General features: G+C 34.0%; 12 protein-coding genes and 1 tRNA gene. 7 read left to right on the top strand and 6 right to left on the bottom strand.

Annotated elements, in window-relative coordinates; translation table 11 throughout:
- Positions 1 to 79 precede the first annotated feature (79 nt).
- Genes NMAR_RS08285 through NMAR_RS08265 form a run of 5 tightly spaced genes read left to right on the top strand, consistent with a single transcriptional unit; the run spans position 80 to position 7670 of the window.
- Positions 80 to 1084: a polyhedron envelope protein domain-containing protein gene (locus tag NMAR_RS08285; RefSeq protein ID WP_012215929.1), complete on the top strand. Its 1005-nt coding sequence runs from the start codon at positions 80 to 82 to the stop codon at positions 1082 to 1084.
- A gap of 31 nt (positions 1085 to 1115) precedes the next feature.
- On the top strand, positions 1116 to 4925 hold the full coding sequence (locus NMAR_RS08280; protein ID WP_012215928.1) for a S8 family serine peptidase: 3810 nt from the start codon (positions 1116 to 1118) through the stop codon (positions 4923 to 4925).
- 43 nt (positions 4926 to 4968) lie between these two features.
- Positions 4969 to 5574 carry a Rieske (2Fe-2S) protein gene (locus NMAR_RS08275; RefSeq protein WP_012215927.1) on the top strand — a complete coding sequence of 202 codons (606 nt, stop codon included), beginning with the start codon at positions 4969 to 4971 and terminating at the stop codon, positions 5572 to 5574.
- A complete protein-coding gene (locus NMAR_RS08270; protein ID WP_012215926.1) occupies positions 5558 to 7153 on the top strand; it encodes a cytochrome b in 1596 nt (531 codons plus the stop codon). The genes NMAR_RS08275 and NMAR_RS08270 overlap by 17 nt, the downstream gene beginning before the upstream one ends.
- A 52-nt stretch (positions 7154 to 7205) precedes the next feature.
- The gene (locus NMAR_RS08265; protein ID WP_012215925.1) at positions 7206 to 7670 is read left to right on the top strand and encodes a cupredoxin domain-containing protein; all 465 of its coding nucleotides are present in this window, start codon (positions 7206 to 7208) and stop codon (positions 7668 to 7670) included.
- Here the strand turns inward: NMAR_RS08265 and NMAR_RS08260 are convergent.
- From NMAR_RS08260 to NMAR_RS08245, 4 genes are all read right to left on the bottom strand, one after another.
- A complete protein-coding gene (locus tag NMAR_RS08260) occupies positions 7667 to 8017 on the bottom strand; it encodes a hypothetical protein (RefSeq protein ID WP_012215924.1) in 351 nt (116 codons plus the stop codon). The genes NMAR_RS08265 and NMAR_RS08260 overlap by 4 nt on opposite strands.
- A gap of 40 nt (positions 8018 to 8057) precedes the next feature.
- A tRNA-Arg gene (locus NMAR_RS08255) sits at positions 8058 to 8132 on the bottom strand.
- Between the two features lie 33 nt (positions 8133 to 8165).
- Positions 8166 to 9008 (bottom strand): DNA-3-methyladenine glycosylase family protein, encoded by an 843-nt coding sequence (locus tag NMAR_RS08250; RefSeq protein WP_238523172.1) that lies wholly within the window; start codon positions 9006 to 9008, stop codon positions 8166 to 8168.
- Position 9009: 1 nt separating this feature from the next.
- Entirely contained in the window at positions 9010 to 10275 is a 1266-nt protein-coding gene (locus NMAR_RS08245; protein WP_012215922.1) for an MBL fold metallo-hydrolase, read from the bottom strand.
- 113 nt (positions 10276 to 10388) lie between these two features.
- Here NMAR_RS08245 and NMAR_RS08240 point away from each other — a divergent pair, with 113 nt between their 5' ends.
- Both NMAR_RS08240 and NMAR_RS08235 read left to right on the top strand, forming a co-directional pair.
- The gene (locus NMAR_RS08240) at positions 10389 to 10601 is read left to right on the top strand and encodes a hypothetical protein (protein WP_012215921.1); all 213 of its coding nucleotides are present in this window, start codon (positions 10389 to 10391) and stop codon (positions 10599 to 10601) included.
- A gap of 140 nt (positions 10602 to 10741) precedes the next feature.
- The gene (locus NMAR_RS08235; RefSeq protein ID WP_012215920.1) at positions 10742 to 11044 is read left to right on the top strand and encodes an ATP-binding protein; all 303 of its coding nucleotides are present in this window, start codon (positions 10742 to 10744) and stop codon (positions 11042 to 11044) included.
- Positions 11045 to 11084: 40 nt separating this feature from the next.
- On the opposite strand, the gene tgtA is transcribed toward NMAR_RS08235, so the two are convergent.
- The gene (tgtA, locus tag NMAR_RS08230; RefSeq protein WP_148680226.1) at positions 11085 to 12596 is read right to left on the bottom strand and encodes a tRNA guanosine(15) transglycosylase TgtA; all 1512 of its coding nucleotides are present in this window, start codon (positions 12594 to 12596) and stop codon (positions 11085 to 11087) included.
- A 31-nt stretch (positions 12597 to 12627) separates the two neighbouring features.
- Positions 12628 to 13176 (bottom strand): adenylate kinase family protein, encoded by a 549-nt coding sequence (locus tag NMAR_RS08225; protein ID WP_012215918.1) that lies wholly within the window; start codon positions 13174 to 13176, stop codon positions 12628 to 12630.
- Between the last annotated feature and the right edge of the window lie 10 nt (positions 13177 to 13186).

Raw genomic sequence — 13186 nt, 5'->3', positions numbered from 1 at the left:
TTTTTGAATCCCTCTTAACGAAAGTTATAGACAATTTTTCCAGAAGTAATATCTAGGAGAAGTTCTGCAATTAATTAAAATGAAATTAAATATTTTGTTTCTATTTTTTACTATATTACTAATAATTCAAATTCCTAATTCTTATGCCCAATTTGATACAACAGATGATGAATTTGTAGGGCTAAGTTTGTATACAAATAGTAAAGTCTATGCACCATCTCACAATCTTCAAATATATGGAACTGGTTTGCCTGAAGAAAATTTAATTTTAAGATTATTTGCACCTGATGAAACAATTGCAAAATTTGATCAATTAACTACTAATGCTGATGGTTCTTACAATCATTCTTTATTGACATGGCCGCAACCTTCATCCAACTTACCTTACGGCACATACACTGTTGAAGTAATTAGTACTGCACAAAATGGAATTTCCAAAACAATTGATGTAAAATTTTCGTCCACCACTGATCTTGTTGATGTCCCTGTTGAAAGACATGTCAATACACTAGTTTTTGCACCTGAAACTGCTGCAATAAACCAGCCAATTCGAGTATTTGTACAAACAACAAGCGATGGATTGTTGATAGGAAATGAAGCAGGAATCAAAGAATTATTGGGAAACACACATGTTCATTTACCTTCAGGTATGACTGTAACATTAACTAGTTCATTCAAAGCTCTCCATCAAGGATTATACTATGTAGATTACACTCCGATTGAAGAAGGTACTCATGTCTTTCACGTTATAGCATTTAGCCAGGGAACTACATCTCACGGTTCTGCTGCAACAAATGTCTTAAGTCAGGATTTGGGTGGAATATCTGAACAAATAATTCGTCTAAATACAATTTTAGATGATACATCAAAAGAACTGGATGTTTTAAAATCTGAAATTGAAGGATTTGATAACACTCTGGAAACTGCAAGTAGTAAAATTGATGAAAGTACTGGTACCATTTCTACCTCTGTAGAATTTATCAGTGAGGCCTCATCACAATTAAACTCATTATTGTTTCCAATCATAGCATCTATTGGAATCATAGTTGCATTACAGATTGCAATTTTGGCACGAAGAAGATAGTTATAATAATGTTAGATGCAAAAATTATTTGATGCCCAAGGCGGCTATTTTCTTTTCAATCCTTCTTTTATCTAGTTTTTTGGCAAATTCGTATGCATTTACTGGTGATGATGTATACCTACAAGATAATTCCCAAACGATTGAATTTACTTCTCAAATAATTGATGTTGATTCAAATTTTTTTGTAGAAAATCATTTTAAACGTTATTTGATTTTTGGAACAAACACTCAAAATTATGATTACTTAGAAAATAATTCAATATATGGAATAAAATCTGATCATGGATTTTTTTATGTTTCACTTTTATCTGAAAAATCAGCTTCATTATTGGCAAGCCAAGGAATTCACATAATTGAAGATTCTAAATTAGATTTTCATTCATCTGATAATGAAATAGTTGATGCTACACGAATTGGCGAAATCACTGGATCAAAAAATGCACAACTCAATTACAATGCATCAGGAAATGGAACTGTAATTGCAATTATAGACACTGGAGTTGATTTTTCAAACCCCGACATACAACATTCTCTTGCTAGAGATGAACTTAATCATCCTCTTATGCTTGATCCTGATGGACAAGGAATTATTCTAACCAATTCAACTTTTTTTGCATATATTGACGAAAATGAAATTATACGAAATTATACAAAACCCATTCCAGAACATATGATTTCTTCTGCATATGTTACTAGGGAAGGAATATTTCTTGATCTTTCTCAAGGAGGAAAAGGAAGTGATATTCAAATTTACAATTCCTTTTTTCCACAAATTGGTTCATCTCCAATTTTTAAAGGAACTTTAGATAAAGATATGAAAATAGGACAAGATAATAGAAATTACATAAAATCAAAAAGTGGAGAATACCGTCTTGGTGTAATTTATCAAGGAGGATTAAGTGGACCTCTTGCCAAAGTTCAAGTCGTACCTGTTCTTGTAGTTGATTCTTTTATTCCTGGAGTATATGATACAATTATTCCTGATATGAGTACTTCTTGGGAAGACTATACTCGATTTAGCTTACCTTCTGGGCAACAACCAAATTATGATTTTGATTTTACTGATGAAAAACCAATTGTTTTGGGAAGTGGTAACGAATTTCTTGTTTATGATTCAAACAACGATGGAAAAACTGATTACAGTGCTGGAACAATTGGTGCACAAGTTTTAGATGTTTATGGTGTTATTAGAAACAATTCCACTGAAATTGATGATAAACTAAATGCAATTAATGGCACTCTTTTACCTGCATTAGATCCTAATGGTGAATTTTTTGGTATAATGACTGATTTTATGGGGCATGGTACTTCAAGTACTGCATCAATTGTTTCTCGCGGACAAGAAACATACGATATTTACAATGACACTAAAAAATATTCAATAACTGGTGTTGCACCTGGTGCAAAAATTTTGCCTGTAAAGGCATTATGGTTCGGTGATACTGTTTATGCATGGTTATGGTCTGCAGGATTTGAAAATGGAGATAATATTTGGGAATTTTCTGGAAAACCTAGAGTAGATATAATTTCCAACAGCTGGGGCATTTCAAATTTCCCATCATTCAAATCTGCACCGGGAATGGATGTCTTATCATTAATCCAAAGTATTCTTTCAACCCCTCATTCACTTGATGATGATTATCCTGGAGTTGTAATGGTATCTAGTGCTGGGAACTCTGGTCATGGATATGGAACAATTGGACTACCTAATGCATCTCCCTTTGGAATAACTGTTGGGGCTACTACTAACAATGTTTTTGTTGGATATGGTCCATTCAAAGACCAACCAAGATTTGGTAATTCAACTAATCACTATAATCATGTAGTTGATTTCTCAAGTCGAGGACCAACTGCAATTGGTGATCCAAAACCTGATGTGATGAGTCTTGGTGCTCATGGATTTGTTCCCTCAAATATGATAAAAACTACAAAAGATTCCAAGGATGAATCCTTTTCATTATTTGGAGGGACTAGCATGGCTGCCCCATTAGTTTCTGGAAGTGCTGCCATTTTGATTGAAGAGATGACAAAACAATCTCAAGACTATGATTCATTTATGATAAAAAATATCTTAATGTCTACTGCAGTAGATATGAATAATGACCCTTTTACCCAAGGTTCCGGTTTGACAAATGTTAACTCTGCTTTAGATTATGTTCATGGAAAAAATGGTGTGTTTATGGTAACTAATGAAAATTCTTATGAAAACCTCAAAAAAATTCTTGAGCCTTCGATTGAAAACTTTAATCACACTGCAATAGGTTTTCAGCAATTCAAACTTCCTTCACACTCTCTTCCTATGGCTAGTTGGTTTGGAGGACAATTGATTGCCGGGGATAGAACTACTGCAACTTTTACTATCTCAAATCCTACAGAAAATGAAATTATTGTTGATGTAAAACCAGAAACATTGGCTCTGATTAAACATACTCAATTTAACGGAACAACAACTCCTCGTCAACACGATTCCATTTTGAATAAAACTGATACATTTATTCCAAATTATGTAAAATTATCTGATGTAAAACCTCATGAAGACCTAGAGGATTTCTTTGATGAAAAAAATCCCATCCCTGATGAATCTTCTTTAATGATCTTAAACGTAAATTTTCCTTTTGATCAATTTATGAATAGTACTTCTGATGTTTATGCTGATGATCTTAAAATTTCTTCATTATACTTGTATGATTGGCTTGATAACAATAATGATACAAAAATTACCAGTGATGAAATATCTCTAGTTAATAGAGGCGGATCTTGGGGAACTGTTCAAGAAATTCGAGTGTCAGAACCAAATGAAAAATTTGATGGTGTTCCATTAGTTGGTGTTTATCCAGTTCCTACACGATACTCTTACTGGTTAGGAAACACAAATCAAAATTCAACATCAATGGATTATACCATATCTGCAAGTTATTATCAAAATACTAAATGGTCTATGTTGTGGCCTAAATCTGAAACAATAACTGTTCCTTCTAATGGCGTTTCAACAGTAGATGTAACTCTGGTTACTCCAACTGATTTAGAAACAGGTGTGTATCAGGGATTTTTGAATTTTCAAAGTAAAATGCATGAAGTAAACACACCAGTATCATTTGTAATTAAAGAACCAATAACCGAAAATGATTCAACGATAATAATTCATGGAAAACAAAATGATGACGTCCTTTATGGAAATGGATATACCAAAGGAGCATTTGATATGACAAATCGTTACATGGCAGGTGATTGGCGACAATATTACTTTGATGTACAAAATGAATTTGTAAATTCTGCAGCTATAGAACTTTCCTGGACTAGTGATGATACAAACCTATCTGTATTTGTTATGGATCCTCTAGGACAAATCATTCAAACTAATGTTCCTTCTGGAGTGTTTGGACATTTTCTTGGATGGCCATCACTTGATTGGTTGGGAAATTCTCTATTTAGTCAGGGTGGTGGATTTTTCCCAGTAAAAAACAAGGATGATACATCAACTGTATTGTATGTGCCAATTAATCAAACTGGTACTTACACATTGTTGACACACTCTACATTGTTTGGAGGAAATTCTACAACTGAACCTATTACATTAGCTGCAAAATTTACAAACATCTCTACTGAATTAGTATCTCAGAATTCAGAAATCATAATTGAAGATGAAACGTCTTCAGACTTGGAGAAAACCACTAAAAATGAAACTATTTCCATTGAAAAAGAAACTATTGTAAAAGAAACCATAATTTCATCTAATGACTCTGATTCTTTGCTTTTAGTAGGGATTGGAATAGGAATAGCTATTGGAATTGCGATCGGAATTGTTTCTATTATTGTAATTAGACAAAAACCTGCAAAGTAACTGAACAAGGTTTATAAGCAATTTGGCGAGTACGTCAGCTTGAATGTCAGAGGTGGGGACGAAAAAGTCTACCGGATTATCCCGAAGAGACTTTCTAAAGTTAATGGGTGCAGCAGGAACTGGTTTAGCTTTTGCTCCATTTGTCCCATTTGGTAATTTCATGCCAAACCCAAATCAGGCTTCTCTTGAGAAAGTACCTGTAATTCTACCTGATGGCACTCAAGCTAACGTTAACACTTACCCAATAAATCACGCTGAAGTCATTACATATCCTGCAACCGGTGATGCAGCACTTGATGCTGAAGCATTTCGTAAATGGCAATTCATTAGATTACCTGAAGAATTAGGTGGAGCAAAAAATGATCCTTCTGCATTTAGAGCTTTCAGTATGATTTGCCTTCATCTTTGGTGTTTGTGGAAATATTGGCCTGATGAGGGACGAAAAAGAGGTGAATGCCCATGTCATGGAAGTATGTATGATCCAGTTTCTGGAACTGCATATGTTGGTCCTGCATCAGTACAAGCTTCACCATCAAACACTTTACCTAAACTAACTTTGGAAGTTGATTCAGATGGATTAGTATTCATCTTGCCCCCAAAGTTTAACGCGCAAGAAAATGGAGTAATTGGATATGGCCGTTTCGCTTGAGCCAAGAAGAAATGGTGTAGTTGAATTTCTCTATTGGTTATGGGAAGGTGTAGATAGAACTATCTTTACTGCAATCAAGTTTTCATTTCCTGCAAGATTTGTAAGTCCATTTGGATTTTTGGGAATGTTAACATTCATTGTGTTTATCATTCTAGGAATTTCAGGAGCTCTGCTCATGTTTTACTATCAACCGATATTGGATAGAGCATGGGATAGTGTTCAATTCATTAACGATGAAGTTCCATTTGGATTCCACATTAGAAACATACACTATCATGGTTCTAATGCAATGGTTCTCTTAGCTGTTCTTCACATGTATTATCAATACTTTAGTGGAAGATACAAAATTAGAAATGAAGTTTTATGGATGACTGGTGTTATCTTAGGCGTTGTTACTATCTTAGAAGCATTTACTGGATATGATGTTATATTCTCTGAAAGAGCGCAACTTGCAATTAGTATTGCAGCGTCGTTAACCACTTCAATTCCAGTGGCCGGATCTGTCATACGTGACGCGGCGTTGGGTAGTGGGTTCTCGGACTTTGTATTGAGATTCTATGCTCAACATGTGTTCTTGTTGCCAATAGTTATGCTTGGATTGATGGCAGTTCACTTCCCAAGATTCTTGGTATTTGATGTACCAATGGTTATGGCAATTGCTGGTGCAATTTTGATTACTGGTGGTGTTTTCCCAATTGATTTGGGATTCAAGTTTGAGCCGACCGTACCGCCTGGTGTAACCGTACCTGAATGGTATTTGACTGGAATTTATGCATTCATGAGAACTCAGTATGATAAGTTTGTAACAGGGTTGCTGTGGCCTTTGATATTCATTATATCGTTTGTATTGATTCCATTTATTGATAGATACAAGAAATTCTCTTGGAGAGATAGACCAATTATTACTGCATTTGGAATTACCAGCCTTGCACAGATTATGGTAACAACTTATTGGGGATTCTATATCTCACCTGACATCTCAATTCCATTAGTTGAGCGTTTGGTAATTGATCCTGTGTTCTTTTACAGTGTGATGATATTGTTAGTTCCTATGAGTTTTGGATTTACATACATGATGATCAAACTTGCAAATGAAGCAGAGAGAAAATCAAAACTAGCAAAAAATACTGGTCCGCAGAAAGTTGCAACCTTAGATCTATCTGAAAAATGGATTAACTGGTTACTTGTTGCATTACTAGCATTCCAAGTATTCCTTAACATTGCAGCATACAATGCAGCTTTGACTGGCATGAACAACATGTCTTTGTTCTTTGTTGGATTGATACTGATGGTATTTGCTGGTTTCTTCCATATCTACAGATATGGTATGAGTCAGCAAAAGAATGCTCCTCCAGCTCCTCCAGCTCCTGTATCTGATGAGAAACCAAAACTAGCTGAACCAGAAGAATCTTCACAACCCGAAGAATCTGCAAAACTTCCTGAAGGTGAAACTGCAGCAGAAAAACCTGAAGAGAAACCTATTGCTCCAGAAGTTTCTGCACCAAAAACTCAAGCTGACTTGGGAGTTGGTGCAGACAATAATCCAAATCTTGGTACCGGTGATCTCAACAAACCATGATCTCAAAAATTTCAAACAAGCTTTATAAGAACTTGAGAGGCGAAAAAAAATTATGAGTAGTCCAACATCTAGTCATGCCTATGGTATTGGACTTATTGCATTACTTGTTGGACTATCTGCATCTGTAGTCTTTTACACTTCGTTTTATCTTCCTGAATCTTTAGCAAAACCATCAGTTTCTCATGCAATTCTAGAACCTGCAGAAGAATTTTTCCTAATTGAAATTGTTCCAGGTGCAGTTAATGATGACGGTAATGACTATCTTCCACAAAAGGCTGAAGCGCTGCTGACATTTACAAACAATGTCCGGTGGATAAACAATGATGATACTGCTCATACTGTAACCCCTGATCACCGATATACTGATGGGTATAGTGGTGACTTTGGTTCTCCCGGAGTAATTAAACCTGGGGATACCTATGAGTTCTTATTTACAGAAGAAACTGTAATTCATTATTTCTGTCAGCCTCATCCTTGGATGAAAGGTGAAATTACAATCGCAAAGAGCAGATTCTAGACAGAATATTTTGCAAAAATTATTTGGCTCTCAATTTCTTTGTGTTGTTCGATAATTGATGCTCTAAATTTTACTTCGTATTCTTGAGTTGGCTCAAATTTTATTACTGCAGTAAATTCTGCTTTATTTTCTGACATTACATCTTTGTTGATAAATAATCTTGCAACATTATTTGAAATGGTCTTTCCGTTGTATGATTTGTAAGTGATATGTTCGTTCGAATCCAAAATTTGTGTATTAATAACTACTCCATCATATCTGCCTGGATAAGAGACTGTAATCTCTCCTTTGATCTCAGAATTTGGATGGATATCAGTTGAATTTAGCTTGAATTCTATATCTTTCACAAAAACACACCTTCTGATTAGAATAAATAATTTTGTTAAGCGGGCCCAAAGGGCTTCGATCCCTTGACCATTGGATTAGAAGTCCAACACTCTATCCATGCTGAGCTATGGGCCCAAAAACCTAGCAATTAATTACCATTTTAAGGGTTTACAGCCACTTTTTTTGATAATTTTCTCTTTCCATTTTGAAGAGAAACTGTTGTGCATATCCTGCATATAGCCCAAAATAATCTACAATCTTTTCATGTAGAATATCATATTGTTTTTCTGTAATTGTTTTGGTATCTATTTGAAATTTTTTTGAATAATATTTCTCTAAAATTCTAATCATCCATCTATCTAATGGAAATGATTCTAACTTATCAAGAGAAAATAATAAAATACAATCTGCAACTTTGTTTCCTATGCCTGGAATGATGCGAATCTTCTTTTTTGCATCAAAATAATCACTTGATTTCAAATCATCAATCATAATTTTTTCAGAAGCAAAAATTTTTGAGGCTTCTTTGATGAATTTTGCACGATATCCAACTCCACAATTTTTAATTTCAGTTATTGATGCTTTGGAAAGCGTTTTTGCATTAGGAAATAAAAAAAACTCTTGATCTTTGTATTCCACTCTTTCTCCAAATTTTTGTGATATGTTTTCTAGATTTGTTTTAATTTTTTGGATGTTAGAGTTTGATGATACGATAAATGAAATCAAACATTGGAATGGATCTTGTTTTATGATTCTAAGCCCTGGATATTTTTTTACAGCATTTTTTACTATCTTGTCTTTTGAAATCGATTTGATAATTTCATCAAAATTATCATTATTTCTAAAAAAATCTGTTTTGTAATTTTGTAATGACTTTATTTTTCCATTTTTGTTTACTTCTAGTATGTCTTGTCCGTTTACTCCGTACCAAAATTCTTTATTCTTTCTCCAAAGAAAAACTTGACCGCTGTTTATTGAATTTTCAACATCTATTGGTTGCTTTATTTGCATTTTAGATTGGAATCTCTTCATTAACTGCAGGAGAATGTGTCTCTAATCCAAATTTCTCATGAATTTCTTGTGCAAACAAATCACAAGATTCTGAATCCCCGTGTACAGTCAAAACCTTTGGATTTCCTTTGATTTTTTTAATCATATCAAATAATTCATTTCTGTCTGCATGGCCTGAAAATTCAAACTGTTTTACTTGTGCAGTCACATTGATGTCTTTTCCTCTTGATGATACTTTTCCTGTTTCTAGCAATTTTCTACCTGGTGTGCCATCTCCTTGGTAGGAAACAAGCGCAATTCCATTTCTGTCATCAAATGCTAGATGTTGTAAATAGAAAACTGCATTTCCTCCAACTAACATACCTGCAGGTGAAATAACAACACATGGTTCCTCCATTGCACGTTTTCTTTCAGAATGTTCTGTAATTGAAGTTGCTCTGTTAATTGCATCAGAGAAAATTTTTGGATCTCGCAAATATTCTGGATGCTTAAACATAATTTCATTTACTTTTAGTGCCATGCCGTCCATGATAATTCTATGTTTGAAATTTGCGTTTCTTAGAATGCATGCAATCTCTTGAGAACGTTCAACTGAAAATGATGGGATAAACAAAATTCCTTTTCTATCCATTACTTCGTTTGCAAATTCTATTAGTTCTGCTTCAGATTCTTTTCTTGGTTTTTGTTCTGTCATGGCATAGGTGCTTTCAGTAATTAACAAGTCAATTTCTCCTATATCCAAATCCATTTCTCGAAGCATTCTTGAACCGTTTGTCTTGATATCTCCTGTATAGAACAGTCGTTTATTTTCAGATTCTACTAAAACTGTACTGCCCCCAATCACATGTCCTGATTCTCTTAACTCAAATGTTGCATTACCTTTAGTAATTTTTTGTTTGAATCCAATTTCTTTGGCATTTCTCATCATGTTGTTTAATTCTGGTAGGTCAAATGGATGCGAATTCTTTTCAATTTTTAGCATATCTTCAATCAATAGTTTTGATAAATCAAAAGTTGGTGGAGTTGCATAAACATCTGTATTTCCACTTACAAATAGAGATGGAACGTTTCCAGAATGATCCAGGTGGGCATGGGTGATAATTATTGCATCTAAATCCTTGGGTTTTACATGAAGTGGATATTGTGGAGGTGTACCTCTTCTGCCAAATAATACTCCATAATCAAGTAAGAGATTTGTTCCATTACAATTTACTAAAAAACCTGATCTGCCTACCTCGTTGGCAGCTCCTAAAACTTTAACATTCAAGAATTAACATGATTTTTCATCTACGTTAAAACCTTCTTGAGATGTACCCGATCATTATGTCTAGTGTATAATCTTCAAAAGCTTTAATTAGTGCAAGCTAAGATCCGATCCTCATGGGAAGAAGCTTCCAAGAATGGTTAGGACAACAAGACCAAGCTGTAGTCGCTAAAACACGTGCAGGTGACGAAGCAAACAAACCTCTTCTTAACCAAATTAACTGGATTTGGGTTAACAATCTGATGAATCAGAAAGCAGACCTTAATCCTTCTTCTGCAGAACTACTTGACTGGGTTACTTCTGGTCAAATCGATGCAATGAGAAAATAAACGTGATACTCACGTTATCTTTTTGTTTTTTAAATTTTCAATCTGGTTCCTGCGCATAATTTTCCGCCGATCAAATTTCATAACAGAGTTATGGATATCAATCATGGTTTAAATAGTAACCAAGCATTGTTTATTTTGTAATGCCAATAGCAATACTTCCAGACATCGATGAACAAAGATGTATCGGATGTGCACTATGTGTAGAAATCTGTACAACTCTTGGTCCTGATGTCCTTAGAGTAAAACCAGTTGAAGGCTGGAAGAGAGGTAAAGCATTTGTATTTTATCCAGAGAGATGTATTTCTGACGGTGCATGCATCGGTGTATGCCCAACAAAATCAATCTTTTGGATGAGACCAATGAATTACACTGCTGGACAACCAGTACCTCTTCACAAAAACGGTATCTTCATCAACGGTTGGGCAGAAGACGCAGCACTATAAGGCTGAATCTTTTAGCACATTCTTTTTTCTTATTTTTAATTTACAAAAAAGATTTCTTCTTGATGTTTTTTGGTAATGTTTTTACAAAATATTTTAGAAATTCATCATCTTTGTTGTATCGAATTTCTGAAAATTTATTGTTCTCAAAAAATATTTTCCATGTTTTTTCAAACTCAGTAAATTCTTTAGGATCAAAATTCATTCTTGATGTTTCGTGATGTGCAGCAGGGAAAATATCTGAAATCTCAATTGGAATTAATCCTAGTTGAGGGTTGTATTGGCAAATTTGAACTTCTTCGAAATCTTTGAGTTTTTTTGACAAATTTACAAATTGATGAGATAGATAGCCTGGTTTTGTTGATGATTCGTTTGTAATCAATATTTTTTCTTTCTTTGATTTGAATCCCCTTACAATTTCATGAAATACTTGAACTTCCGGTCTAAATTGATCTTCCTTATCAAATAGAAAAATTGCTCTTTCCTTGAATTTTGGTGTTCCAATCTTCAAAAATTCTGAATTTTCTGTCATTACTTCTACCATCTCAAATAATTTAGGATGTGCTCTTGCTTTTTTGATAACATATTCCCATAACCTTCCTTCATGAATTGCTTGTTTGACCTTGTCTACTTCTAATTTTATTGCATGGAGATTATGAATAGCAATCTGGTTTATTTTCTCAATAGATTCTAACTGTCGTAGTTCATCTGGGGTGTATTTTGTACATATTTCACAATTACATGGGAAAACAACAATGTCTGATAAATCACGTGTGCCGTCCTCTGTAATGTACCTGTTTTGTTTTGCATATAGCATGTATGATGCTGAATCAAATGTATCACAACCCAATGCAACTGCAAATGGAATAGTTAATGGATGTCCTGCTCCAAAAAGATGTAGTGGTATGTTATGTGGAATCTGTTTTTTTGCTGCAATTATCATTTGAGCTAACAGTCTATATTCGTATGACTCCATAAATTCAACTGGACTACCCAGTGCTAACATCTTGTATCCCATTTTGATCAACCCTTTTGTTGATTTTGCTACAAGATCAAAATGCTCTCCCCCTTGAATTGGACCAATCCAAATTTGTCCATTGTCTTTACTGTCTTCAATAGTTTGCTTGCAAACCTTGAGAGTATGTTTTACATATGCTTCTGCTTTTTTTATCGGTAATCCAAACCCTGTTGGTTTGTCTAATGGTATTGCAAAATCTGTCATTATACCTTGTTCAAATTCTGCCATCTCTGTTGGTGCTACTGGAACATCTCCATATTCTAAAACTTGATATCCTCCAGAATCTGTCATTATTCCTCTATCGTAATCAATAATTTTATGAATTCCTTTCTTTACTGCTTTATCTCCATAGTTGTTTCTTGTAATGTATGCATTTGTAATTACTAGATCAAAACCAATCTCTTTGATCTTTTTTGAAGGAATTGTTTGTTTTACTGGATGAATAACTGGAACATATGCTGGTGTTTCAATTTTCCCATGGTTAGTATCTATTGTTCCTATACGGCCTGCCAAATCTGTTTTTGATATTTCAAACAAGTATATTTTCAAATTAAAAGGCGTTATTTAATCAATCAACAAAAAATTTTTTCAAATCATTATTTTTTGTAACTAATTCAAGCCAATCTACTTCTTCAGTATCAATATTGCCTGAAATTGCTGAGTTTACTTTCTCCAAAACCTCTTGTACCTTTCCTCCCGTCACATTAATCTGAACAACTTTGTCTTGGAATTGGTTTATGACATCATATGTAATGACACCTAAAATTTCACTACTTGCATTTTCTCTACTTTTCTTATCTGAATAACCTCTTTCATCATATACTTGAATCAAATCATATGGATTTCGTCTCAAAACAATAACTCTATTGACTTTTTCATTATCTAAAACGTAAGGTGCTAAATGCCCAATGATGATATGTCTATCAGAAATTTTTTCTCTAAGAATTACTTTGAGTTTTTCTGTATCCACATCATTTGATTCGTCATTTTCCTCAAATAATCCTGAATTTTTTGCAATCTCGTTAATATCTACTATTTCTAATTTTAATTTCTGTGCTAACTCTTTCCCAATAGTGTGTTTTCCAACACCTGGCGTTCCTGTAATTACTATTGACATATAATTAATT

Source organism: Nitrosopumilus maritimus SCM1 (genome assembly GCF_000018465.1).
Classification (GTDB): Archaea; Thermoproteota; Nitrososphaeria; order Nitrososphaerales; family Nitrosopumilaceae; genus Nitrosopumilus; species Nitrosopumilus maritimus.
Note: the sequence above shows the minus strand (reverse complement) of the source record. Positions and strands in the feature narration are given on the sequence as shown.